The following is a 22,962-nucleotide window of genomic DNA, read 5'->3' on the forward strand; positions in this document are numbered from 1 at the left end:
CTCATGTGGCACCTCCGGCGCGATGGCGCATCCAGGCCCATGCCTTGGCCGGGGAGACCAGCACCACCAGCATCAGCAAGGCGCCGACCACGAACAACCAGTGATAGGGGTTGATCGACGAGGCCGTGTGGTGCAGCAGCGTGAACACCGCCGCGCCGACCAGCGCACCGGTCAGGCGGCCAGCGCCACCCAGGATGAGCATGACCAGCGCCTCGGCCGACAAAGCAAACGACAGGCTGTCCATGCCGACCACGGCGTTGGTCTGGGCCGACAAGGCCCCCGCCGCCCCGGCGACGGCACCCGCCACGGTGTAGAGCACCCACAAGCGGGCGAACACCGGTGTGCCGAGCGCTGTCATGCGAGCGCGGTTTTCGTGAATGCCACGCACCGCCAGACCAAACGGCGAATCCACCACGCGGCGCGCCGCATAGAAGAAAACAACCAACACCGCCAACGCGTAGTACGAAGCCACCTGGCCTTCGAGGTCGAATTCAAACCGACCCAGGAGCGGCCCCATGACAAAACCAGCCAGTCCATCGTCACCGCCGGTCCAGTCGCGCGCCTTCTGCGCGAGGCTGAGCAGGATCTGCGAGATCGCTACCGTCAGCATCAGGAAGGTGAAGCCCTGGTAGCGCAACAGAAACGCGCCCGACAGCCCGGCCAGCGCGGCACCGGCCAGGATGCCCACACCGAGTCCCACCAAAGGGTCGGGGTAGGCGTGGAGCGCAAAAATCCCCGCAGCGTAGGCGCCGACACCAAACAGGGCGGCGTGCCCCAGCGTGGCCAGGCCCGCGACACCCACCACCAGATCGAGCGAGAGCACGAACAGGGCGGTGATGAAGATGCGCGTCAACAAGCCCAGCTGTTCGGGCATCAGTGTGCAGGCCAACAGGCCGAGGGCCAGCAAGACCAGTGGGGCGCGCCAGGCGGGTGCACAGCGCGGGGCGCCGAGCCTCTGGGCGGACGGTGTGCGCGCAGGGCGCAAGGTGGAGGTGTTCATCGCTTGAGCAACCCGTTGGGACGCCAGGCCAGGATGGCAGCCATGGCCAGAAAGAAGAACAGGCTTCCCCATTCCGAGGCGAGGTACTTGCTGGCGGTCTCGATGACGCCCAGCAAAACGGCCGCAGCCAGTGAGCCAGCGATGCTGCCCATGCCACCCACGGCCACCACCACCAGAACGAGCACCAGGTACTTGAGGGCGTAGTACGGCTCCAGCGGCATCAGCTCTGCGCCCAGGATGCCCCCGAAGCCGGCCAGCGCTGCGCCGGCCGCGAAGCTGGCGCATTGGACCGTGCGGATCGGGATGCCCAGGGCGGACGCCGTGCCGCTGTGGTCGACAGCAGCGCGCAGCCAGACGCCAAAGCGGGTTCGCGTCACCGTCCAGGCCGCCGTCAGCGCCACCAGAAGCCCCGCGCCGATCACCAGCAAGCGCTGGGCGGGCAGGGTACGGAAACCCAGGTCAACCGAACCCGCGAGAGACTCGGGCAAGGTGATCAACTGCACCTGCGGGCCGGCCAGCGCGTTGGTGGCGGCGATGAGCACGAAGCTCAGACCAATCGTGAACAGCACCTGGTCAAGCTCCTTGCGTTGATACAGGTGGCGCAACACCAGGGCTTCAAGCGCTGCGCCCAGAAGACCCGTCAACAGAATGGCCGACGGGACCGCCAGCCAGAAGCTCCACCCTGCTTCGCGGGTCAGCAGCGCTGCGCAATAGCCGCCCACCATGGCGAATGCGCCGTGGCTGAGGTTGACGAAGCGCATCAGGCCCAGCGTGACCGACAGGCCGACCGCGATGACGAACAGCACCATGCCGTAGGCCAGCCCGTCGATCAGGATGTTGAGGAAGGTGTTCACGGGCAAGCGCTCATCGCAGGGAGGTCAAAAGGTGGCGCGTCATGCCGCTCATTTGTCCAGCCCGTGATCGATGTGCGCACCGAAGTTCTGTACTTCTTTGTTGACCAGCTGACCGCCTACCTTTTCAACCTTGCGCAGGTACACGTTCTGAACAATGTGGCGTGTTTTGGCGTCGATGCGCACCGGGCCACGGGGGCTCTCCCACTTCAGGGCCCGGGCCGCCGTGATCGCTTTCAGGCCGTCCTTCTGTCCGCCGGTGGCTTCGATCATCTTGTGGATGACGTACATGCCATCCCAGGCGCCCACCGAGGCGTAATTCGCCACCGCGTTCGGATCCTGCTTCTTCAGTGCCTCGACGAACTGCTTGTTCGCCGGGGAATCGTGAGCGCCGGAATAGTGAAACGCGGTGGTCAGACCGATGGCCGCATCGCCGAGTTTTTGCAGGTCGAACTCATCGGTCTCGGCCGTACCCAGGAACTGAACACCGGCCTTGGCAAGACCGTTTTCGTTGTACGCCTTCACAAAGCCCAGGTTGGGTGGGCCGCCTGGCAGAAAGGTGTAGACCGCCTGCGCGCCACTGGCCTTGATGCGCTGCACGAATGGACCGAAGTCGGTGGTAGCGATGGGCATTCGGATGCTCTCGACCACAGTGCCACCCAGCTTGGTGAATTCGCTCTTGAAGGCGGTTTCGGCGTCGATGCCCGGGCCGTAGTCGGTGACGGCGGTCACCACCTTTTTCATGTTCTGCTTCGCCGCCCACTGCGCCATGGGCACCGTCACCTGCCACAGCGTGTAGCTGGTGCGGATGAAGTACTCGGATTTGTCGGTGATGGCCGATGTCGCCGCATTGAAGATGACTGCGGGCGTTTTGGACTGCTGGATCAGCGGCGCGACCGCCATGGCGTTCGGCGTGAACACGAAGCCGCCGAGGTAGTCGACCTTGTCCTTGACGATCAACTCCTGCACCAGGGTTTTGGTTTGTCCGGGGTTGGGGCCACCGGTGTCGCGGTAGATGAACTCGATGTCTCTTCCCGCCAGCTTGCCACCTTGCGTGGCCACATAGCCTTCTGCACCGGCCTTGAACAGCGCACCGTAGTGGGCGAAGGGACCAGAGAAGGGTCCCACGATGCCGACCTTGATGGTCTGAGCTTGCGCCTGAGCGGTGGCCAGCGAAAAACCGGTTGCGACGAGCAATGCGCAGCTGAGAGCGCGGCGGGTGAGGTTCATGGTTGTCTCCAGGTGTTTGCGAAGCGCCCGGGACATTCCAGGAGCACGCGTCTTTGATCTGGATCAAATTATTGTTGGTATATCAACCAGTTGCAATGCCAACTTAATAGGGTTTTCCCTTGTAACGGCTGAAAGCCGGTACCCCGCCTTTGATGCAAGGCGAGCAAGCGTCGGCGCTGCAGAGCCGGGTGGCCCGGTTGCCCGCACGGGGGTCACAGTGGTGGCGCTGCGGCCGCTGTTGCGAGGCATGAATGGACAGCGCATGGTCATCGCCCGAGCGGGTGCGCCTGCGTTATGCGCGCTGCTGCTACGGGCACCTGGCCGGTCGGCTGGGCATCCGGCTGTTTGACGGCCTGATGGCTGTGGACGGACTGCAACCCGTGAGTGCGGGCTACGCGCTCACCGACAGCGGCCGCGCGTGGCTGCAACGCCTGGGCTTCGAGGCGCCCAAGCCTGGCAAGAAAAGGCGCTATGCCTACCCGTGCCTCGACTGGTCCGAGCGACGCGACCACCAGGCCCCGCGTTCAGTCCTTGCCTTTCGGCTTGAAGATGTGCACGGTCTCGCCGCGCGCGAGCATGGCCACCAGCTGTTCAATGCGCCGGGCGCGCGTCTCGGGCTTCACGGCGGTCTGTATGCGCCACAACACCGCGTAGCGGTTGCTTGCGTTGACCGTGGCAAAGAAGGCCTTGGCCTGAGGCTGTGCGTCCAGCGCTGCCAGCAGGTCATCGGGCACCACCGACGTTCGCGCGCCGTCGTAGGCCCTGGCCCAGCGGCCGTCGGCCTTGGCCGCTTCCACTTGTGCGAGGCCCGGCGCCTGCATGCGCCCTGCCGCGATGAGGGCCGCGACCTTCTCCACATTGACCTTCGACCAGACGCTGCGCGCACGCCGTGGCGTGAAGCGCTGGAGAAAGTGCTGGTCGTCCAGCCCCTTCTTCTGGCCGTCGATCCAGCCCCAGCACAGCGCGATCTCCACCGCTTCGGCATAGGTGACGCTGGGCTGATCCGCGCCCCGTTTGGCGATCTGGAGCCAGAGGCCATCGGAACTGGCGTGGTTCTTCTTCAGCCAGGTCTCGAACGCCTTGGCGTTCTTGAACAGGCGCGGAGCAGGTAACGGCAGGTGGTCGGGTTGCCGGGTGCTCATCGCAACGTGGGCGGCGTCTAGGCCGCGTGGGCGCGAAGCCAGGCCACGATGTCGGCCGTCACCTCATCTCGGTTGCTCTCGTTGAGGATTTCGTGGCGCGCGCCCGGGTACAGCTTGACCGTCACGTCGACCAGTCCTGCGTCGCGGTAGCGCTGCCCCAGCAGCTGGATCAGCGCGCCGCCTCCCGCGAGCGGGTCGGCATCGCCGGAAGCGATCAGCACAGGCAAGTCGCGGCGGATGCCGGCCAGCAGCGCGGGATCGGCCACCCGGGGCGCGGGCGCGAACAGCGCGGGGATCACATCGGCCGGCACGTCCCACCCGCACCAGGGGTTCGCCACGTAGGCGTCCACCTCGGCAGCGTCGCGAGAAAGCCATTCGTAGCCCGTGCGGTGCTCAAAACCCGCATTGAAGACCTCGAGCCCGGCGGGCCCGTCTGCGGGCGCGTTGGCCATGGCAGCGGCAAACGCATCCAGCGCGGTCGAGCCGGACAGCACCACGCCCGACCATGTGGCGGCGTGGTCGAGCATGGCCGCCTGCGCGGCAAACGACCCCATCGAATGCGCGAACAGAAACACCGGAAGGCCGCCGTGCTGCGCCCGCAGCGCAGCGCCGAACTGGGCCACGTCGGCAATCAGGCCGCCGAACCCGGCCGCGCCGAAGTCGCCCAGTCGCCCGTTGGCGGTGCGCCCGTGCCCACGGTGGTCGACCGCGTGGACCACGAAGCCGGCCGCATTGAGCGCCCTGGCAAACCGGTCGTAGCGTTCACCGTGCTCGGCCAGCCCGTGGGCGATCTGCACCACGCCTTTGGTTTGGCCGGGCACGTCGGCCCAGGTGTAGGTCGCGACCGGGGTGCCGTCTGCGTCGGAGAGAAAGGAGGAGGTTGAGGTGTTCATGATTTCATTCTCACCCCGCAGGCGTTCGGCCCGACCTAGTGAAAACGGCAGGAAGAGACGTTGAACCGCGCTGTATCTACAGCAGGCCTACAGCCGGTCCAACCCGACCAGCGCGGCGTGCTGCAAGAGCATGATGGTCTTGCCGTCCTGAATCTCACCGCTGCGGATCATGAGCAGGGCCTTGTCCAGCGTCAGCTCCAGGACCTCGATGTCTTCACCCTCGCTGGCATCGCCACCGCCTTCGTCGATGCGGTCTTTCGCTTCGTATTCGGCCACGAAAAAGTGCAGACGCTCTGTGACCGAGCCGGGGCTCATGAACGCTTCAAAAACCTTGCGCGGCATGTCGATGCGAAAGCCCGTCTCTTCCTGCACCTCACGGCGTATGGCGGCCTGGGGTGCCTCGTCGTCCAGAAGGCCAGCGCAGGCTTCCACCAGCATGCCGTCGGGCAGCCCGTTGGCAAAAGCAGGAAACCGGAACTGGCGCGTCAGCACCACCGTCCCCCGCTCCCGATTGAACAGCAACAGGGTCGCACCATCGCCCCGGTCGTAGGTTTCGCGGTGCAGCCGCTGCCACTGCCCGTTGCTGTGGAGGTAGTCGAAGGAGGTCTTCTTCAAGACGAACCAGTCGTCGGCCAGGACGCGCTGTTCGACGATGCGGACACGGTCGTTCGCGGGCAGAGGATGGTCTCGATGGTGTGGACGCGGCATGTCAGACACCCTCGCGAAGATCGGGCGACTCGCTCACGTCGAAGCAGCCCCGCAAGCCCAGTTCTATTTCGATAGTCATCGTATGATTTCGTGCAGTTTCGTTTAATATCGTGCAATCGTACCGTGCCTGATCGCGCAACACAAGCGGCCTGCCGCCATTCCCATGCTCACCATCCAACGCAAACACCTCATCCTCAGTCGGCTCGCCACGCAAGGGCAGATCGTGGCCAGGGAGCTGGCCGAAGAACTGGGTACGTCGGAAGACACCATTCGCCGCGACCTGCGCGAACTGGCGCAGCAGGGCAAGCTGCAGCGCGTGCACGGCGGCGCATTGCCCGCGTCGGCCGCGACGGGTGACCTCCGGGTGAGGGAGCAGGTGTCGTCGCAGGAAAAGCAGGCGCTGGGGCGCTGCGGGGCCCAGCTGATCAAGCCGGGCCAGGTGGTCATGGTGGATGGCGGAACCACCGCCATCCAGCTGGCGCGCCACCTGCCGGCGGACCTTCGCGCCACGGTGATCACCCACAGCCCCCATGTCGCGGTCGAACTGGCCGCACACCCCCATGTGGACATCATCGTGCTGGGCGGGCGGCTGTTCCGGCACTCGATGGTGAATGTGGGGGCGTCGGTCATCGAAGCGGCTTCACGCTATCGCGCGGACCTGTTCTTCCTGGGCGTGACGGGCGTACACCCCGAGGCGGGCCTCAGCACGGGCGATGCCGAAGAAGCCGATGTGAAGCGCGCCCTGCACGCGAGGGCTGCGGAAACCATCGTGCTCTCGTCCAGCGAGAAGCTGCTCAGCGCCTCTGCGTTCGTGATTGCGCCCATGAACGCGCTGTCACTGCTGGTGGTGCCGGACGACACGCCAGCCAAAACCATCAAGGCGCTGCGAGCCGGCGGCGCCACCGTACAAAAGGCGAGTGCCTGAGCACAGGGGCGTTCGCCAACCCGGCATCCGGTCAGGCGTCGATCTGCATCGACGGACGCGCCTGCACCTTTTGCAGCCAGGCCAGCGTGGTCGGGTGCCCTGCCACCGGTGCACCGATGTAGGCGCTGTAGCCGATCACCGAAGCCACGATCAGGTCGGCCAGCGTGTACGCATCGCCGAGCAGCCAGGGCTTCTGGTTCAGGCGCCCGTCGAGCACGGTGAGCAGCTCGTCCAAGGCTTTGTGCGCTGCGGTGCCGTGGGCGTCGTCGGGCGTGCCCATGTCTTTCGCGGCCTGCAGCCGCACCAGCTGCGCGCCGTAAGTCACGTAGGACCAGGTGCTCCATGCCATGGCCTGAAGCCGTTCGGGTGTGCCTTCGGCGGGCCACAGACCGCTCTGGACGCCGTAGGTCTGCCCCAGCCACATCTCGATCGCCAGCGCCTCGAACATCGGCGCGCCGTCCACCGTCATCGTCGGCACCTTGCCATTGGGGTTGAGGGCCAGGAAGTCGGGCCGGCGCTGCTCACCGGTGGTGATGTCGACCTTGACGCGCTCGTGCGGCACGCCGAGTTCGGCGAGGGCGCAGGCGACCGGGGTGGCGCTGGACATGGGGTGCCAGTAGAGAACGATCTTGGACATGAAGGGCTCCTTTGAGGTGTGAGTGGCGGGCTCGACACCGTGCCGAACCCGTGGCCACAATGTCGCGCCCATTGCGGACAGATTTGGCCCTCAATAGCCAGCGGAAACGTTAGAAATCGTTAGAGTGCAGCCATGCTTTCATCGTCCTCGCGCCTGTTGCGCGTCCTGTCGCTGCTGCAAACGCGCAGCCACTGGGCAGGCCCCGAGCTGGCCGAGCGGCTGGAGGTGCACCCGCGCACGCTGCGGCGCGACATCGACCGGCTGCGCCAGCTCGGCTACCCCATTCACGCCAGCAGTGGCGTGGCGGGCGGCTATGCGTTTCGCGCGGGGCAATCGCTGCCGCCGCTGCTGCTGGACGACGAAGAGGCGCTGGCGGTGGCCATTGCCCTGCAGATTGCCGCGGCCGGCACCGTGAGCGGTGTGGAAGAAAGCTCGCTGCGCGCGCTGGTGAAACTGGAACAGGTGATGCCCACCCGCCTGCGCCGCCGCACGCACGCGCTGCGCTCGGCCATCGTGCCGGTGCAGCGCATGGGGCCCACCATCGATGCCGGCGTGCTGGCCACCCTGGCCACGGCCTGCCGCGACCAGTTGCAGGTGGGGTTCAGCTACCGCGACCTGCGCGGCCAGGCCAGCGTGCGCCAGGTGCAGCCGCACGGGCTGGTGCACACCGGCAACCACTGGTACCTCGTGGCCTGGGACCCGGCGCGCGACGACTGGCGCACCTTCCGCATCGACCGCGTGCAGGGCACGCCCCGCACCGGCGCGCACTTCGCGCCGCGCCCCGCGCCAGCGGGCGACCTGCGCGCCTACGTCACCGGGGCGATGGCCGGCGTGCACCAGCAGGGCGACCAGGCGCGCGTGGTGCTGCACCAGCCGCGCGAGGTGATGGCGAAGACCATTCCCCCATCCGCCGCCACGCTGGAAGCCATCGACGACGCGCACTGCCTCATGCTCTGCGGCACCGGCCAGCTGGACTCGCTGGTCTACTGGCTCATGGCGCTGGACGTGGAGTTTGATGTGCTGGAGCCACCCGTGCTGAAGGAGCGGCTGCGCCGGGCGAGTGAGCGGGTGGGGCGGAGCTTGGCGCGGGCTGGTAGGTGATGGTGAGGAGAAGAGGTCGGTGGCCTGGGTGTTTGAACCGATGCGGCGAAAGGAGCAGGGTTCACAACAAGGCTGTTGTAGGCTGGGAGCAAACCATCAATGTCTGGATGCGACCGAAGGCTTTCGACTTCATGCCGCTAACCGGTCACACCCACTGGCCTTTTTGAACCGCCTTGGAGTGAGGGAGGCTTCCGGGTTTCGTGGTTTCTTACTCCTGTATAAAAATCAGGAAATCGCGCGTAACGCGTTGATCTGGTTGTATTTTTAGAGGAATCTTGAGCGACTATGGAAGCTGAACCCAATCCCGCTCCCGAGCTTCTGCTGACCGAGGAAGCATGGGGAATTCCTTCTGACTTGTACTCTTGTGTGCAAGCAAAAGGGATGTACAGCCCACTCCGGTTTGTCTTAAGGCTGAGGCCGGACATTCATCGCGCCTTGAATTCGGCGCCCGAAGGCGTAGTCACCGGGCTGACAACCGAGCAGATCTTCGCGTTCTCAACATATCTGCACGAGACGATTCACTGGTGGCAGCATGTTGGAACGACGTCTGGCCTGATGCTTAGTCTTCTTTACCCAGCGCAGGCACACATCGCACATCCCGATCTTATTGCCACACTGCCTGAGATCGGCCCTGTGAAGCCCCTGCGCATCATCAACATGAGCGCTGAATTGCAGGGGAACATAACACCAGAAACAAAGGCCCGGCTCAACAAAATATTGAATAACTGGCACGACATCGAGTTCTGCCGGCGACTCATCATCGAGCCTAAATCGGCACCATCAGTGATAGATGACCCGTATTTTGAATCCGTAGGCCATTCGTATTGGATAGCACTCGCGAACGTGCTGTCGTTGCTCATATCCACCATCGATCCAGAACACCACCTGGTCGCTGATCCTCGGAACTGGCAAGACGCTGCAAGGCGGCTACATGCACGAGAGACCGCGCTAGGTCCTGAAGGGAAGAAGCTTCAATTCCCCGCTGTCGGCGCTAAGCAGATCTTCGAGGGACAGGCTCGGGTTTCTCAGATCCAATACTTACATCATGCTGGAGGCCAACGACACAACTGGTCCGATTTCAAGGACTTGGGCATGTTGGAAGGTGTATACGTAGAGGCCTTCGACACCTTTCTGAGAGCCACAACACTCTCAGAACCGGCCGACCCAAAGAGCCCAACCGTTGGCCTCTTCCTGCTTGTCTGTGATCTGGCCCTGAATCCAGCCGAAGGTTTACTGGTCAACCCTGTTGATTTCGAGTCCATCGTGGAGATCGTTGACCCTGGATGGCGCTTCATAGCGCTGTGCACTGAAATCCGCCGAAATCCAAGCAAGTACAGCTCTCGCATCTGCGGTTACACCCGCGAGGAGTATGTTGAGCTCTCTGACGAACTAAGCAGCGCTCGCGACTTCATGCCTCCCAGTGAAATCGCCCGTCACATCAGGGAAGCTTGCGGCCGAAGTACGGAGTTGTCTAAGCTGGTTCAAGAAGACAGAACCTTCGAATTCGGCCTTCCGAACCTTCCTGTCCGCGTCTTCTCCGGCCGGTTCCTCGCCTTTCAACTGCAGAAGAGCGAGACGCCTCACTTTTTCTGTTGGCCAGGCATCTGCATGACCCCGAACGGCCCGGACGATCTTCCCCCCGAACGGGCCTTAGACCTGTTTGAAGAGCATCGCGCGCTCTTTCTGGACAAAGAGGATGGAGATGTGTACCCAAGGACCTTCAAGAACAGGTCGGAGGTCACAGTGCATAACGTGTTCAATACCTTTTACGCGTGGGTGTCTACGTATGAACTTACCCGCCAATGGATTGTCAGCCCAGGTGATTTCGAGTACGGGTTTTCTTGGTTAAGCAGCCAATATCCAGTCTCCGAGAGAGAGGCGTGGGCTTCGACTAAGTTCAGGGAAGTTTATGGAGTAGCTATTGAAGACTTCACGGTACTTGCGAGCGTCGAGATCTAACAGATCGTTCTACGCGGACACGCAGCGGCATTGCGGTCGCTCGCGCCAAAAGCGAGCACCTCAGCCCTGCTGCGCCAACCAAGCCCGCCAGCTGCCCAGCGCCGTGATGTCGGTCCCACCCTCGACCCCGATCGCCTCGCACACAAAGCCGCTGACCCAGCTGCCGTCGGCCAGCTTCACCTTGCCGATGCCCAGCGGGGCGGGGATGCCGTCGACGAAGCTGCCGAAGTGTTCGGCGGGCAGTTCCCAGACTTCCATGTCGATGGCGGCACCGCCTTCGGCCACGCGCACCATGCCAGGCCGCTGGACCGGGCCGCCGGCCAGGGCGTAGAACTTGTACTCGGGCGCGGACTGCACCGCGCCGAGCAGGCGCGCGCCGCGTTGGGTGAGCTGCCAGTTGAGCGGCAGGCCACTGAGGTGCGCGCCGCAGACCGCGACCTTGACGGTACCGGCGGTGTTGCTGCCTTTGGGCAGGTCGGTGGTGCTGGTGGACGGGGTGCTGACCAGCGGCGTGGCCGTGGCGCCGAGTGACATCGCCTGCGCGCGATGGAAGCGGTCGGCCAGGCGCAGCAGGGGCACGTCCTTAAACGCGGGCGCGGCCAGGGTCACGCCCCAGGGCAGGCCTTGCGCGTCGACGCTGGCCTGGAAGCCTGCGGGCACCGCGACAGCGGCGTAGTCCAGCAGGTTCATGAAGTTGGTGTAGTAGCCCAGGTTCGAGTTCAGGCGGATCGGGTCGGCCTGCATCTCGGCGATGCGGTAGATGGTGCCGGCGGTGGGCGTGAGCAGGCAGTCAATGTCTTTCCACACGGCGTCGCACACGCGCTTGAGCGCCTTCAGCCGGTAGCTGGCCGCAAACGCATCGACGGCGGTCTTGACCTTGCCGCCTTCGATGATGGTGCGCACCGGTGGGAACACGGCTTCGGGTTGGGCGTCGATGAAGTCCTGGATGGCCACGTAGCGCTCGGCCACCCAGGGGCCTTCGTAGAGCAGGCGCGCGGCTTCGAGGAAGGGGGTGAGGTCCACCTCGACGGCGGTGCCGCCCAGGGCATGCAGGCGTTCGATGCTTTGCGCGAACAGTTCGATTGCCGCGTCGTTGCCGAAAAAGGCAAGGTCTTGCGGGCGCGGCACGCCGAAGCGGAACGGGCCGGCCGAGAAGTCCACGCCGAAGGGCTCGGCTTTGCGGCTGAAGGCGTCGGCCTCGTCATACGCGGCGGCCACGGCGAGCACCGCCTGCGCGTCGGCGGCGGTGAGCGCCATGATCGACACGGTGTCGACCGACCTGCAGGCCGGCACCACGCCGGTTCCGGACAGCAGACCGATGCTGGGCTTCAGGCCCACGAGGTTGTTGAAGCTCGCGGGCACACGGCCCGAGCCCGCCGTGTCGGTGCCCAATGAAAAACTCACCCAGCCCTTGGCCACGCTCACCGCCGAGCCCGAGCTGGAGCCGCCCGAAATGAAGTCGGGGTTGAAGGCGTTCTGGCAGGCGCCGTAGGGCGAGCGGGTGCCGTTCAGGCCGGTGGCGAACTGGTCGAGGTTGGTCTTGCCCAGCGGCACCGCGCCCGCGGCCAGCAGCTGCTGGATCAGGAAGGCGCTCTCGCCGGGCGTGTAGGCGAACTCAGGGCAGCCGGCGGTGGTGGGGATGTGCGCGAGGTCGATGTTGTCCTTGATCACGAAGGGCACGCCGTAGAGCGGCAGGCTCGCCGGGTCCACGCCGTCGAGCCGCGCGAGGAAGGGTTCGATCTCGGCGTCGGTCAGGCGGTGGATGAAGGCGTTGTTGGTGTCGCTGGCGCAGCGGCGCATGGCTTCGGCGATCACGGCACGCACGGTGGCGCCGCTGGCGTAGGCGGCCTGCAGACTGGAAAGATCGAACGAAAGAGTGTCAAAGGAAAGGGTGCTCGGGCTCATGAAGGACTCCTTGAATGTATTTTTTGAATAACGGTCAGACCGATTCGTCGATCAGCACCAGCACGTTTTGCCCTGCGGCCACCGAGCCGCCCTGGGCGCACATGAGCTTGTGCACGGTGGCGCTGGCGGGGGCGAGCAGGTTGAACTCCATCTTCATGGACTCGATCACCATCAGCACGTCGCCGGCCTGCACCTGCTGGCCCTCGCTCACCGCCACCTTCCACACGTTGCCGGGCACGCTGGTGGCGATCAGGCGCCCGCCTTCAGGCAGGTCGATCTCGCTGTCGGGGCCAGCGGCTTCCACGTCGGCCTCGCTCGCCACCTCGGCCAGGCCAGCGGCGGTCCAGCGCTCGCGCTCGGCTTCAAACGCCACCTGCTGCGTGGCCTTGAAGGCGGCGATGCTGGCCGCGTTGTCGGCGAGGAAACGGCGGTAGTCCTTCAGGCTGAAGCTGCCTTCTTCGGTGCGCAGCGGATAGCCGCCGTGCGGGAAATCGGCGCGGATGCGCAGCAGTTCTTCCTGGCTCACGGGATAAAAGCGGATCTGGTCGAAGAAGCGCAGCAGCCAGGGCTGCTCGAACACCGAGCCAGCCTCACCATGCCGCCAGCGGTTCCACATCTGCAGCGTGCGGCCCACGAACTGGTAACCGCCGGGGCCTTCCATGCCGTAGACGCAGAGGTAGGCGCCGCCAATGCCCACCGCGTTCTCCGGCGTCCAAGTGCGCGCCGGGTTGTACTTGGTGGTCACGAGGCGCTGGCGCGGGTCCAGCGGCGTGGCCACCGGCGCGCCCAGGTACACGTCGCCCAGGCCGAGCACGAGGTAGGGCGCCTCGAACACGATCTTGAACACCTCGTGAATGCTGTCCAGCCCGTTGATGCGGCGGATGAACTCGATGTTGCTCGGGCACCAGGGCGCGTCCGGCCGCACCGACTGCATGTACTTCTCGATGGCGAGTTTGGTCTGCGGGTCGTCCCACGACAGCGGCAGGTGCACCGTGCGGCTGGGCACCACCATGTCGTCCACCGGCGGCAGCGCGGCCTCGGTGGCGATCAGCACCTTGAGCAGCGCGTCGCGGGCGATCAGCGCCGGGTTGAAGTGCACCTGCAGCGAGCGGATGCCGGGGGTCATGTCGATGATGCCGGGCAGCTGGCCTTGGGCCTGCAGCTCCTTCAGCGCGGTCATGAGCACGTGCACACGCAGGCGCAGTTCGATGTCGAGCACCAGCGGGCCGAACTCGACGAGCACGTAGCGGTCGCCGGCCTGGCGCACCACCATGGCGGGCACGTCTTCGCGGGCTGGGTCCTCAAAGATGACCGGTGTGGTGTGGGCCTCTGCGTCGTCGCTCGGCGTCGCGGGCAGCGCGCCGGCCAGGGACGACAACGCCGCTTCCACCGCGGCTTCGCGTTCACCCGCCTGCGCCAGCGAGAGCCGGTGGAAGCGCACCGTGTCGCCCGGGCGCAGCTGGCCCAGTTTCCACAGCTCGGCGTTCACCACCACGGCCGGGCAGACGAAGCCACCGAGGCTGGGGCCGTCGGGCCCGAGGATCACGGGCATGTCGCCGGTGAAGTCGATCGCGCCGATGGCGTAGGCGTTGTCGTGGATGTTGGAGGGGTGCAACCCCGCCTCGCCGCCGTCGGCCCGCGCCCACTGCGGCCGGGGGCCGATCAGGCGCACGCCCGTGCGGCTGCTGTTGTGGTGCACCTTCCAGTCGGTGGCGAAGAAGGTGGCGATGTCGTCGGGCTGGAAGAAATCGGGTGCGCCGTGGGGGCCGTAGAGCACGCCCACGTCCCAGTGGTGGCCGTAGGTGGGGATCAGCGCGGCGGGTGTGGCCGCGGCAACGTGAGGGGCCGTGCCCGCGAGGTGCAGCACATCGCCCGCGCGCAGATGCCGCCCCGCGTGGCCACCGAACTGGCCGAGCGTGAAGGTGCTGCGGCTGCCGAGGTAGGCCGGCACGTCCAGCCCGCCGGCCACGGCCAGCGCGAGGCGCACGCCCGCTTCTGTGCGGCCCACGGCCAGCGTGCTGCCCGCGTTCACTTGCAGCGCCTGCCACATCGCCACCGGCTGGCCGTCGAGCGTGAGCTTCACGGGTGCGCCGGTCACCGCCACCACGGCGTCGGTGTTGAAGCGCAGCGTGGGGCCGGCGAGCGTGATCTCCAGCGCGGCCGCGTCGGCCGCGTTGCCCACCAGCTGGTTGGCCAGGCGGTGCGCGTAGGCGTCCATCGGGCCGCTGGGCGGCACGCCCACGTCCCAGTAACCGGTGCGGCCCGGCCAGTCCTGCACGCTGGTCTGCACGCCCGGCTCCAGCACCTCGATGGTCGCGGGCCGGTAGTCAAAACTGTTGAGGAAGCGCGTGACCTGCCGGCCTTCGCGGAACACCGCGCTGCGCACCACCTGGCGCAGGTAGCCCAGGTTGGTTTCGATACCGGCCAGGCGCGTCGCGTCGAGCGCGGCTTCCATTTTTGTCAACGCCTGCTCGCGGGTGTCGGCGGTGACGATGAGCTTGGCGAGCATCGGGTCGTACCAGGCGGGCACCTCGGTGCCGCGCTCGACCCAGCCGTCCACCCTTGCATCGGTAGGGAACACCACTTCGGTCAGCAAGCCCGCGCAGGGCTGGAAGTTGCGCGCCGGGTCTTCGGCGTAGAGCCGCACCTGGATGGACGCACCGCGCAGCACGGGTTGCAGCGTGGCCAGCGGCGGCAGGTCGCCCGCGGCGAGCTGCAGCATCCAGGCCACGAGGTCGACCCCGCTCACCTGCTCGGTCACGCCGTGCTCCACCTGCAGGCGCGTGTTCACCTCCAGAAAGTAGAAGGCGCCGGTGGCCGCGTCGTAGACGAATTCCACCGTTCCGGCCGAGCGGTAGTCCACCGCCTGCGCCAGCCGCACGGCGGTGGCGTGCAGCTCGCTGCGCTGCGCGTCGCTCAGGCCCGGCGCCGGGGTTTCTTCGATCACCTTCTGGTTGCGCCGCTGCACCGAACAGTCTCGCTCGCCCAGCGCGATCACACCGCCCGCGCCGTCGCCGAACACCTGCACCTCGATGTGGCGCGCCTGCTCCACGTACTTCTCGATGAACAGGCCGGCATCCTTGAAGTTGGCCTGCGCGAGGCGCCCCACGTTCTCGAACGCATCGGCGAGTTCCGCGGCATTCCACACCAGCCGCATGCCGATGCCGCCGCCGCCCGCCGTGCTCTTGAGCATCACCGGGAAACCGATGCGTTGTGCCTCGGTTTGCGCCTGCGCGAGGTCTTGCAACAGGCCCGAGCCCGGCAGCAGCGGCACGCCGCGCGCCTGCGCCAGATCACGCGCCGTGTGCTTCAGGCCAAAGGCGCGCATCTGCGCCGGCGTGGGGCCGATGAAGGCGATACCCGCGGCCTCGCAGGCCTCGGCGAAGCCCGGGTTCTCCGAGAGGAAGCCGTAGCCGGGGTGGATGGCCTGGGCGCCGCAGTCCTGGGCGATCTGCAGGATGCGGTCAGCGCGCAAATAGCTCTCCGCCGCGGGCGCCGGGCCGAGCAGGTAGGCCTCATCGGCCTCGCGCACGTGGCGCGCCTGCGCGTCGGCTTCGGAATACACGGCCACGCTCTGCACGCCCAGTGCTTTGAGCGTGCGGATGATGCGGCAGGCGATGGCGCCGCGGTTGGCAATCAGGACCTTGCTGAACATGGGGTCAACCTTGGAACGAAGAAGGCAGGCCGTCCTGCGAAAGGGTTGTGCGGCTGCGGGCCGTCCCGCAGCAACGGTTCAGATCAGGGTCAAGCCGGGTTCCAGACCAACAGCTGAATGGGTGTGGGGTTGTACGCGTTGCACGGGTTGTTCAGCTGCGGGCAGTTGCTGATCAGCACCCACACGTCCATCTCGGCGCGCATCTCCACGTACTTGCCCGGGCCGGACACGCCGTCGTCGAACTTCAGGTCGCCGCTGTCGGTCACCGGCACGTTCATGAAGAAGTTGATGTTGGGCACCAGGTCGCGCTTGGTCAGGCCCATGTCGGCGCGCTGCAGCGCGATCAAATAGTTGTCGCGGCAGCTGTGCATGTACTTCTTCTGCAGCGCGTAGCGCACCGTGTTGCTCTCGGCCGCGCAGGCGCCGCCCAGGGTGTCGTGGCGGCCGCAGGTGTCGGCCACGATGGTCAGCATGGGTCGGCCGTCGTTGCTGCGGATGACGGAGCCGGTGGTCAGGTAGATGCCGCCCTGGTGGACCATGGTGTCGGTCGCGCTGTAGTGCTCGGCCAGGTCGTCGCGGTTGTAGAAGATCACATCGGCGGCCTGGTTGCCTTCGAGGTCGACGATGCGCAGGGTCTGGCCCTTGTTGACGGCGAACAGGATGGGCTCGCCCGCGGGGTGGCGCTGGTCCATCACGGCGTGGGCCGGGTCGAGCGTGCTTTCGAGGATGCGGATGTCGGTGGCGGTGGCGGTGGTGGTCATCTGATTTCTCCTCACAGGTACAACATGTCGCTGTTGTGCAGCGCGCGCGCGTTTTCCGGGCGGAAGGCGCGGCAGAAGTCGTCGGCCGGCGCAGCGCCGCAGCGCCAGGCCAGCAGGCCCACCTTCTTGGGCGCGTACACCGGCGACGGGTCGAGCGCGTGCGGCGCGCTGGACACGGCGAGGATCACGTCCATGTCAAAGCGCAGCTCCACGAAGTCGCCCGCCTTCGCGTGGTGCGCTGCAAAGCCGAAGCGGCCCTGCGCATCCACGCTCACCTTGCTGAACAGGTTCACCGGCGCGATCAGGTCTCGCCGCGTCAGGCCGTATTTGCCGATCTCGATCAGCAGGCCGTCCTTGCCGGACCGGTACATGGCGTTGCGCGCCTGCTCGTAGCGCTGCTCGCCGTACTTTGTGGCCATGAGTTCGTTGTCGAGCAGGGCGCCCAGCGGGTCGTGCCAGCCCAGGCTGTCGGCCGTGACGCTGGCCATGCTGCGGCCCATGTCGCTCATCAGCACGTGGCCGCGCGTGTAGTGCGCGGTGTGCTGCGCCTTCAGGCTGTCGGGCATGTTGTAGCGCTCCAGCTTCTCTTGCGCGCTGTACAGCACCAGGCTCAGGTTGGCGCCGGCCTCCAGCGCCACGAAGCGGATGGCGCTGCCGCGCGGCATGCGCCAGCTCCAGTGGCTGCCGCCGGGCACCACCTCGCTCCACATCAGTTGGCTGGTGTCCACGCCGGCCAGCGCGGGCGCGGGGAAGCGCTGCCAGAACGCGGGTGCGTCCACCGGCGCGGCCTGCGGCGGGTTGGGCAAGACGGTGGTCAGCGGGTCGGGCAGGTCTTGGGTGTTCATGGGGTCTCCAGAAGGTCAGAGGGTTTCGGCGGTTGCGCCGCTCAGGCGCTGCAGCTGCTCCAGGTCGGTCTTCATGCCGGACGTTTCGCGGATGCGTTCCAGGATGTCGCGCTTGAGGCGCACGAACTCGGGCGCGAACTTCAGGTCTTGCGTGCGCTGGTCGCCGAAGGGCACCTCGTAGATGGTGTCGATGCGCCCCGGGCGCGGCGCCATCAGCACCACGCGGCTGCCGAGGTAGAGCGCTTCCTCCACGTCGTGCGTCACGAAGACGATGGTGGCTTTCTCCAGCCGGTGCACGTAGCGGATCAGGTCGTGCATCACCTCGCGCGTCTGCGCGTCGAGCGCGCCGAAGGGCTCGTCCATCAGCACGATGTCGGGCCGGCCCATGAGCGCCCGCGCGATCGCCACGCGCTGCTGCATGCCGCCCGAAAGCTGGTTGGGCCAGGCGCCGGCCGAGGCTTCCAGGCCCATCAGGCGCAGCAGCGCGTCGGCCCGGCCCTCGGCCGCTTCCACGTCGCTGGAGCTGCGGTCTTGCGTGTGCGCCGCGAGCTGGCGGCAGAACTTGATGTTCTGGCACACCGTCATCCAGGGGTACAGGCTGTAGTGCTGGAACACCATGGCGCGGTCGATGCCCGGGCCGGTGACCGGCCGGTTGTCCACCAGCAGCTCGCCCGAGGTCTGCACCTCCAGCCCACCGATGGTGCGCAGCAGCGTGCTCTTGCCGCAGCCCGACGCGCCCACGAAGGTGACGAACTCGTTGGCGCCGATGTCCAGGTCCACGTTCTCCAACGCGTTCGTGGGCGCGCCGTCGAAGTGCTTGAACAGGCCGCGGATCGAGATTTTGGGGAGGGTGTTCATCGCATCAGCCTTTCAGATAGAGCCAGGGGAAGGCGCGGCGGTGCAGCCAGCGGAACAGCTGGTCCGTCACCAGCCCGATGAGCCCGATGACGATGATCCCGGCGAAGATCGTGTCGGTCTGCAGGAAGCGCTGCGCGCGCAGGATCGCGTAGCCCAGGCCCGAGTTCGCGGCCACCAGCTCGGCGACCACCAGATACGTCCAGGCCCAGCCCATGGTGATGCGCAGCGTGTCGAGCAGCGCCGGCTTGGCGCTGGGCAGGATCACCTTTTCCACCAGCTCCCAGCGGCTCGCGCCCATGGTCTGCGCCGCCTCCACCTGCGCGGCCGGCACGCGGCGCACGTCTTCCGCCACCATCAGCACCATCTGGAAAAAGGTACCGATGAAGATGATGGAAATCTTCGAGCCCTCGTCGATGCCCACCCACAGCATCACCAGCGGAATGAAGGCCACCGCCGGCATGTAGCGGATCAAATCGGTCAGCGGCTCCAGCAGCGCCTGCACCGAACGGAACGAACCGATCAGCAGCCCCAGCGGCAGCGCGATCACCGCCGAGAGCACGAAGCCCGCCACCACGCGGTAGACGCTGATGCCCATGTCTTCCAGCAGGTTGTTCTCCAGCGCCCAGTCCCAGGTCTTGGACAACACGGCCAGCGGCGAGGGCATGAAGGTCGGGTCCATGCCACCCCAGGCCGCCAGCGCCGCCCACATCAGCAACGGCGTGACCAGCCCCGTGACGGCCAGCACCCAGTAGGCGCGGCGCGAGATCGGCGCACGCACCGTCCAGAAGCCGGTGCGGCGGCGCTTCGGTGTGGGGGGCGTGGGTGCGGCGGCGGGCGCTGACGCTGCGGCGGCGACCGGGGCTGGCGCCGACGGCAACGCAGCGGCTGACCCGGCAAGGGACGGCGCGAGGGGAGGAAGCTGGGACATGCGGGGCTCCTGACCAGAGGGACAAACGGCGAGAGAGGCTCGTGCGCAAGCAGCGAAGCGTCTCCCGGGCTTTTGTCCCTCCGTGGAGCCACACGATCGTGGCCGACTGCTCTCGGACCAGACGGCGCGCTCTACATATATGTATGAGCAGCGCCCGGAACCCTAGCGGTCTTCAAGGCAGCGAATCACCGGTTTGGTGCACTCGCCTCTCTGTGTCTGGGTTTAAGCAGGTTTGGTGCCAGGGCAACGGCAAGCGCAATGCCGATGGCAACACCCAGCACGATGAACAGCTTGGCGTCCGGCCAGGAAGCGGCACCGGCAAACAGCGCCAACAGAGCGCCCAGGCCGCCGCCGGTGAATCCAAGAAGCAAGTAGAGCCAGGCGCGCTGGGACTGTGAGCTGGAGGGTTCGGAAGTGTGGTCAGGCATTGACATCTCCTGCGGCCTTGACCGCCCAGTCAGACGTCATCGCTCCATCCTTCGGAGAAGGTATGAGACGAGCAGCGCAATGAACAGGAAAAGGCCCCCAACTGCCGCAAGCCAGCCGCCATACTGGACAAATGCTCCGCTGGCTGCGAGCGCGTTAAAAGAAGATGTCCATGTTTTCGGGCTGCTTACGGTGTTTGCCAGCGACATGAACGCCAGAGCAAGGAAAACGACGCTGAGCCCACTGCACCAACTTCTCAGGCCGCGCAGCAAGTCCATTCGAGCAAGCTGCCTGGCAGGATCTTTTGTAGCGGTAGACATGGATGAGCTCCCCCCTCATGATTTGAACGTTGGATGCGAAGGTTACCCACAATCGCGGCGCCTCTATCGTCGTCAACAACGACTCGAATGCGTGAACGCGTGGCACCGATGCATTGGCTTCACTTGGGAACTGGCCAAGAGCGATGAGTTGTGCTACCACGGGGCGCATATCGGCTATGTTTCTGCGGAAGGGCCTACATCGGTTGGCTTCCTGCCAAAGCGAGCTTCGCAGGCGGCTACTAGCGCGGCAGCTGATTCCGAAAGTTGTATGCCTCGCAAGTGAGCCTTGCAATGGCCAAGTGCAAGTTCCCACTCGCCGTGCACATTGAGGCTCTCGCAAGTTGTGACGACAGCTGGAGGCAGCACTGCCCTGAGTACATGCAGCAACTGCTCGAATTGGCTCTGCTCATCCATGTCGGGCCCGACTTTGACTAAAACGGTTGAAACGCAGGATACCCACAATCGCAGTCGTCGAGCAAGGTCGCAAGCCTCGCCAAAAACTGCTCGCCACATCGCATACCCTCGGCGGATTCAATCCCACCCGACACGCACCCCCCCATGACCCCCTGGCAACTCCAACAGATGATCAAAGCCTCCGGCTGGCCCCTGGCCGCGGAGCATCTCGCGCCCGGCGCCGATTTCAACGCGCGGCTGGACGGCGGGCTGGTGCCGCTGCACTGGGCTTGTGCAGAGGGCAAGCCCGGGGTGGTGAAGCACATGATCGAACACGGGGCCAACGTGCTGGACGCGTCGGCCGACGGGCAGACGCCGCTGACGATGGCGGTGAAGTCGGGCAGCTTTCAGGTGGTGATGATGGTGATCGACCGGCTCAAGGCGCTGGCCGCGACGCCGCCCGACGAGGCCTTGCGCAAGCGGCTGCAAGACACCTTCGGCAAGAGCCACACCGACGCGAAAAACCGCCTGCAACAGACGCTGAAAGACTGGGACCGCATCGTGAGGAAGGCGGGCGGGCCGGCGAACTGAGGGCTGGGCAGACCGGGCCGTCAGAGCGGGTCAGCGCCCGAGGTCATCGCGGCCCAGCAGGCGCTGGACCCTGGACTCTTCTTCGACGGCGCGATCGAACTGTTCGAGCCCGAACTGGTTCAGCACCCGCTTGAACTGCGTCGCCACCTCGGGCTTGAGGTCCGCAATCTGCCGCGCTGCGGCCAGTGACACCGCGTCGAGTTCGTCGGCCGGCACGCAGCGGTAGACGAGCCCCCAGTCGAGCGCCTGCGCCGCGTCGAAGGTCTCGCCGAGCAGCATCAGCGCCTTGGCGCGCATCGGCCCGATGGCGGAGGGCAGCGTGGTCACGAGGCCGCCCGTCACGAACACGCCCAGCGACGCTTCGGGCAGCTTGAAGCGGGTATCTGCCGCGGCGTAGACGATGTCGGCGTTCATCATCCACTCGAAGCCGGCGCCGACGGTCCAGCCGTGCACGGCGGCGATCACCGGTCGGGGGTGGGCCACGATGGCGCGCGAGACCGCCTGCACCAGCTCCAGGTCCCGGTCGGTGGGCGCTGCGCCGACATCGCGGCCGGCGCAGAAGGCGCGGCCGTTGCCCCGCAAGCGGATGGTGCGCACCGAGGGGTCGGTGGCCGCCGCATTCAGGGCGTCGAGCAGGGCCTCGGCCAGCGCGTTGTCGATGGCGTTGAGTTTGTCGGGGCGGTTCAGCGCCAGGGTCAGGACGCCGGCCTCGGATTCAAGCAGGAGTTTGGAAGAAGGCATGGCACAGGCGATCAGGCCGCTGCGGTACTCCGCCGGCGCCAGAGCGCCCGCAGCATCACGGCCACCACGGCGAGGTTGACGACCAGCAGCGCGGCCCCCAGGCCGGTGGGGCGCTTCGCGAGTTCGGCCAACTCGAACGGCACGTAGATGGCGCCGCTGCCGGCGGCCAGCACTTCGGCCCAGGCTTTCTCGAAGAACAGGCCCCAGGCTTCGGCGAATCGCAGCACGGCGTAGGCCAGAGCGCCCAGGACCAGCCACTGCAGGCGGGCGTCTTGCAGGTGGTCGATGGCGTCGAGCACCAAGCCCGGGTAGTGGGCGGCGGGGTTGAGGTGGGTGTGGGCCATGAGCCGAACGACCATGGCGTGAAGGTTGTGATGCACCAGCGCGAGCACACCGGTGGTGGCCAGCACCACCACCAGACCCTTGAACGCTTCGAAGGCAGCGATCCAGCGGATGGGGGAGTTGACGGCTTTCATGCCGCCGAGCATCGCACAGCGCAGCGCTGGCGCCCTACACCCCGAGGTAACGCCCCGGCCGGTGGTTGAGCGCGAGGATGGCGCCGATGGCGACCGCGCCCACCACCGATTGCGCCACCTGCATGGGCGGCAGCACCCAGAACGCCGCGAGCACCACCACCAGGTCCACACACATCTGCACCTTGCCGGCGCTGAAGCCTTTGGCCTGCTGCAGCCATTGCGCCAGGATGTTGACGCCGCCCACGCTGGCCTGGTGGCGCAGCAGGGCGAGCAGCCCGAAGCCGATCAAAAAGCCGCCGAGCACCGAGGCGACCCAGGGGTTGAGCAGCTCAAAGCGCACCACTTTGGGCGCCAGCGTGGTGCAGGCAGACACGAGCGCCACGGCGCCAAAGCTCTTGAAGGTGAACGCCGGGCCGAGCCGGTACCACGAGAGCACGAAAAACGGCAGGCTGAACAGGAAGAAAAACAGGCCGAAGGCGAGGCCGGTGGCGTAGCTGGCGAGAAAGGCCACGCCCGCCACGCCGCCGGTGAGCAGACCGGCGTGGCCGAACATGGTCATGCCCAGCGCGACAAAGAGCGAGCCGGCGATGAGCGCGTGGGTGTCGTCGAACCAGGAG

Annotated in this window: 21 protein-coding genes and 1 riboswitch; of the genes, 4 read left to right on the forward strand and 17 right to left on the reverse strand. The window is 66.2% G+C overall.

The annotated features are described in order from the left end of the window. Nucleotide 1 precedes the first annotated feature (1 nt). From B0E41_RS02035 to B0E41_RS02060, 6 genes are all read right to left on the reverse strand, one after another. Nucleotides 2–1,000, reverse strand: a complete 999-nt coding sequence (locus tag B0E41_RS02035) for a branched-chain amino acid ABC transporter permease (RefSeq protein ID WP_077328286.1) — start codon at nt 998–1,000, stop codon at nt 2–4. Further along, nucleotides 997–1,854, reverse strand: coding sequence for a branched-chain amino acid ABC transporter permease (locus B0E41_RS02040; RefSeq protein ID WP_077328288.1), 858 nt, complete (start codon nt 1,852–1,854; stop codon nt 997–999). The genes B0E41_RS02035 and B0E41_RS02040 overlap by 4 nt, the downstream gene beginning before the upstream one ends. A 48-nt stretch (nt 1,855–1,902) precedes the next feature. Continuing rightward, complete coding sequence (locus tag B0E41_RS02045; protein ID WP_077328290.1) at nt 1,903–3,081, reverse strand: ABC transporter substrate-binding protein; 1,179 nt, start codon at nt 3,079–3,081, stop codon at nt 1,903–1,905. Between the two features lie 524 nt (nt 3,082–3,605). Beyond that, nucleotides 3,606–4,223 (reverse strand): YdeI/OmpD-associated family protein, encoded by a 618-nt coding sequence (locus B0E41_RS02050; RefSeq protein ID WP_077328293.1) that lies wholly within the window; start codon nt 4,221–4,223, stop codon nt 3,606–3,608. A gap of 17 nt (nt 4,224–4,240) precedes the next feature. Then, nucleotides 4,241–5,116 carry an alpha/beta hydrolase gene (locus B0E41_RS02055; RefSeq protein ID WP_077328295.1) on the reverse strand — a complete coding sequence of 292 codons (876 nt, stop codon included), beginning with the start codon at nt 5,114–5,116 and terminating at the stop codon, nt 4,241–4,243. An 87-nt stretch (nt 5,117–5,203) separates the two neighbouring features. Next, on the reverse strand, nt 5,204–5,824 hold the full coding sequence (locus tag B0E41_RS02060) for an NUDIX domain-containing protein (RefSeq protein WP_077328297.1): 621 nt from the start codon (nt 5,822–5,824) through the stop codon (nt 5,204–5,206). A 163-nt stretch (nt 5,825–5,987) separates the two neighbouring features. Here B0E41_RS02060 and B0E41_RS02065 point away from each other — a divergent pair, with 163 nt between their 5' ends. After that, a complete protein-coding gene (locus B0E41_RS02065) occupies nt 5,988–6,749 on the forward strand; it encodes a DeoR/GlpR family DNA-binding transcription regulator (protein ID WP_077328299.1) in 762 nt (253 codons plus the stop codon). Nucleotides 6,750–6,780: 31 nt separating this feature from the next. Here the strand turns inward: B0E41_RS02065 and B0E41_RS02070 are convergent, their stop codons facing one another. Then, on the reverse strand, nt 6,781–7,386 hold the full coding sequence (locus B0E41_RS02070) for a glutathione S-transferase family protein (RefSeq protein WP_077328301.1): 606 nt from the start codon (nt 7,384–7,386) through the stop codon (nt 6,781–6,783). 132 nt (nt 7,387–7,518) lie between these two features. On the opposite strand from B0E41_RS02070, the gene B0E41_RS02075 reads away from it, so the two are divergent. Next, the gene (locus B0E41_RS02075; protein WP_077328303.1) at nt 7,519–8,487 is read left to right on the forward strand and encodes a YafY family protein; all 969 of its coding nucleotides are present in this window, start codon (nt 7,519–7,521) and stop codon (nt 8,485–8,487) included. Nucleotides 8,488–8,772: 285 nt separating this feature from the next. Further along, nucleotides 8,773–10,446: a hypothetical protein gene (locus tag B0E41_RS02080; RefSeq protein WP_143433621.1), complete on the forward strand. Its 1,674-nt coding sequence runs from the start codon at nt 8,773–8,775 to the stop codon at nt 10,444–10,446. A 60-nt stretch (nt 10,447–10,506) separates the two neighbouring features. On the opposite strand, the gene atzF is transcribed toward B0E41_RS02080, so the two are convergent. The 7 genes from atzF to B0E41_RS02115 all read right to left on the reverse strand — a co-directional run bounded on the left by atzF (nt 10,507) and on the right by B0E41_RS02115 (nt 19,826). Then, a complete protein-coding gene (gene atzF, locus B0E41_RS02085) occupies nt 10,507–12,351 on the reverse strand; it encodes an allophanate hydrolase (RefSeq protein ID WP_077328307.1) in 1,845 nt (614 codons plus the stop codon). A 34-nt stretch (nt 12,352–12,385) separates the two neighbouring features. After that, the gene (uca, locus tag B0E41_RS02090) at nt 12,386–16,006 is read right to left on the reverse strand and encodes an urea carboxylase (RefSeq protein WP_077328309.1); all 3,621 of its coding nucleotides are present in this window, start codon (nt 16,004–16,006) and stop codon (nt 12,386–12,388) included. Between the two features lie 89 nt (nt 16,007–16,095). Further along, entirely contained in the window at nt 16,096–16,740 is a 645-nt protein-coding gene (locus tag B0E41_RS02095; protein WP_216350720.1) for an urea amidolyase associated protein UAAP2, read from the reverse strand. A 38-nt stretch (nt 16,741–16,778) separates the two neighbouring features. Further along, on the reverse strand, nt 16,779–17,477 hold the full coding sequence (locus B0E41_RS02100; protein WP_253194541.1) for an urea amidolyase associated protein UAAP1: 699 nt from the start codon (nt 17,475–17,477) through the stop codon (nt 16,779–16,781). Nucleotides 17,478–17,627: 150 nt separating this feature from the next. Beyond that, nucleotides 17,628–18,470, reverse strand: coding sequence for an ABC transporter ATP-binding protein (locus B0E41_RS02105; RefSeq protein ID WP_077328315.1), 843 nt, complete (start codon nt 18,468–18,470; stop codon nt 17,628–17,630). A gap of 4 nt (nt 18,471–18,474) precedes the next feature. Further along, nucleotides 18,475–19,398: an ABC transporter permease gene (locus B0E41_RS02110; protein WP_077328317.1), complete on the reverse strand. Its 924-nt coding sequence runs from the start codon at nt 19,396–19,398 to the stop codon at nt 18,475–18,477. A gap of 59 nt (nt 19,399–19,457) precedes the next feature. Then, nucleotides 19,458–19,575, reverse strand: a riboswitch (guanidine-I (ykkC/yxkD leader). Between the two features lie 8 nt (nt 19,576–19,583). Further along, nucleotides 19,584–19,826 (reverse strand): hypothetical protein, encoded by a 243-nt coding sequence (locus B0E41_RS02115; RefSeq protein WP_077328319.1) that lies wholly within the window; start codon nt 19,824–19,826, stop codon nt 19,584–19,586. An 876-nt stretch (nt 19,827–20,702) separates the two neighbouring features. Here B0E41_RS02115 and B0E41_RS02120 point away from each other — a divergent pair. After that, nucleotides 20,703–21,128 (forward strand): ankyrin repeat domain-containing protein, encoded by a 426-nt coding sequence (locus tag B0E41_RS02120; RefSeq protein WP_077328321.1) that lies wholly within the window; start codon nt 20,703–20,705, stop codon nt 21,126–21,128. 30 nt (nt 21,129–21,158) lie between these two features. Here the strand turns inward: B0E41_RS02120 and B0E41_RS02125 are convergent, their stop codons facing one another. The 3 genes from B0E41_RS02125 to B0E41_RS02135 all read right to left on the reverse strand — a co-directional run. Beyond that, a complete protein-coding gene (locus B0E41_RS02125) occupies nt 21,159–21,869 on the reverse strand; it encodes an enoyl-CoA hydratase-related protein (protein ID WP_077328322.1) in 711 nt (236 codons plus the stop codon). Between the two features lie 11 nt (nt 21,870–21,880). Beyond that, nucleotides 21,881–22,345 carry a DUF2127 domain-containing protein gene (locus tag B0E41_RS02130; RefSeq protein ID WP_077328331.1) on the reverse strand — a complete coding sequence of 155 codons (465 nt, stop codon included), beginning with the start codon at nt 22,343–22,345 and terminating at the stop codon, nt 21,881–21,883. A gap of 34 nt (nt 22,346–22,379) precedes the next feature. Further along, nucleotides 22,380–22,962, reverse strand: a 583-nt coding sequence (locus B0E41_RS02135) for a YitT family protein (RefSeq protein WP_077328324.1), incomplete at its 5' end; no start/stop codon positions are given.

It is taken from the genome of Hydrogenophaga sp. A37, from assembly GCF_002001205.1.
Taxonomy (GTDB): domain Bacteria; phylum Pseudomonadota; class Gammaproteobacteria; order Burkholderiales; family Burkholderiaceae_C; genus Hydrogenophaga.

Coding starts and splice junctions, on each gene's coding strand:
- B0E41_RS02035 (WP_077328286.1), bottom strand. CDS start 1,000: ATGAACACCTCCACCTTGCGCCCTGCGCGCACACCGTCCGCCCAGAGG.
- B0E41_RS02045 (WP_077328290.1), bottom strand. CDS start 3,081: ATGAACCTCACCCGCCGCGCTCTCAGCTGCGCATTGCTCGTCGCAACC.
- B0E41_RS02050 (WP_077328293.1), bottom strand. CDS start 4,223: ATGAGCACCCGGCAACCCGACCACCTGCCGTTACCTGCTCCGCGCCTG.
- B0E41_RS02055 (WP_077328295.1), bottom strand. CDS start 5,116: ATGAACACCTCAACCTCCTCCTTTCTCTCCGACGCAGACGGCACCCCG.
- B0E41_RS02060 (WP_077328297.1), bottom strand. CDS start 5,824: ATGCCGCGTCCACACCATCGAGACCATCCTCTGCCCGCGAACGACCGT.
- B0E41_RS02065 (WP_077328299.1), top strand. CDS start 5,988: ATGCTCACCATCCAACGCAAACACCTCATCCTCAGTCGGCTCGCCACG.
- B0E41_RS02070 (WP_077328301.1), bottom strand. CDS start 7,386: ATGTCCAAGATCGTTCTCTACTGGCACCCCATGTCCAGCGCCACCCCG.
- B0E41_RS02075 (WP_077328303.1), top strand. CDS start 7,519: ATGCTTTCATCGTCCTCGCGCCTGTTGCGCGTCCTGTCGCTGCTGCAA.
- B0E41_RS02080 (WP_143433621.1), top strand. CDS start 8,773: ATGGAAGCTGAACCCAATCCCGCTCCCGAGCTTCTGCTGACCGAGGAA.
- atzF (WP_077328307.1), bottom strand. CDS start 12,351: ATGAGCCCGAGCACCCTTTCCTTTGACACTCTTTCGTTCGATCTTTCC.
- uca (WP_077328309.1), bottom strand. CDS start 16,006: ATGTTCAGCAAGGTCCTGATTGCCAACCGCGGCGCCATCGCCTGCCGC.
- B0E41_RS02100 (WP_253194541.1), bottom strand. CDS start 17,477: ATGTGGAGCGAGGTGGTGCCCGGCGGCAGCCACTGGAGCTGGCGCATG.
- B0E41_RS02105 (WP_077328315.1), bottom strand. CDS start 18,470: ATGAACACCCTCCCCAAAATCTCGATCCGCGGCCTGTTCAAGCACTTC.
- B0E41_RS02110 (WP_077328317.1), bottom strand. CDS start 19,398: ATGTCCCAGCTTCCTCCCCTCGCGCCGTCCCTTGCCGGGTCAGCCGCT.
- B0E41_RS02115 (WP_077328319.1), bottom strand. CDS start 19,826: ATGCCTGACCACACTTCCGAACCCTCCAGCTCACAGTCCCAGCGCGCC.
- B0E41_RS02120 (WP_077328321.1), top strand. CDS start 20,703: ATGACCCCCTGGCAACTCCAACAGATGATCAAAGCCTCCGGCTGGCCC.
- B0E41_RS02125 (WP_077328322.1), bottom strand. CDS start 21,869: ATGCCTTCTTCCAAACTCCTGCTTGAATCCGAGGCCGGCGTCCTGACC.
- B0E41_RS02130 (WP_077328331.1), bottom strand. CDS start 22,345: ATGAAAGCCGTCAACTCCCCCATCCGCTGGATCGCTGCCTTCGAAGCG.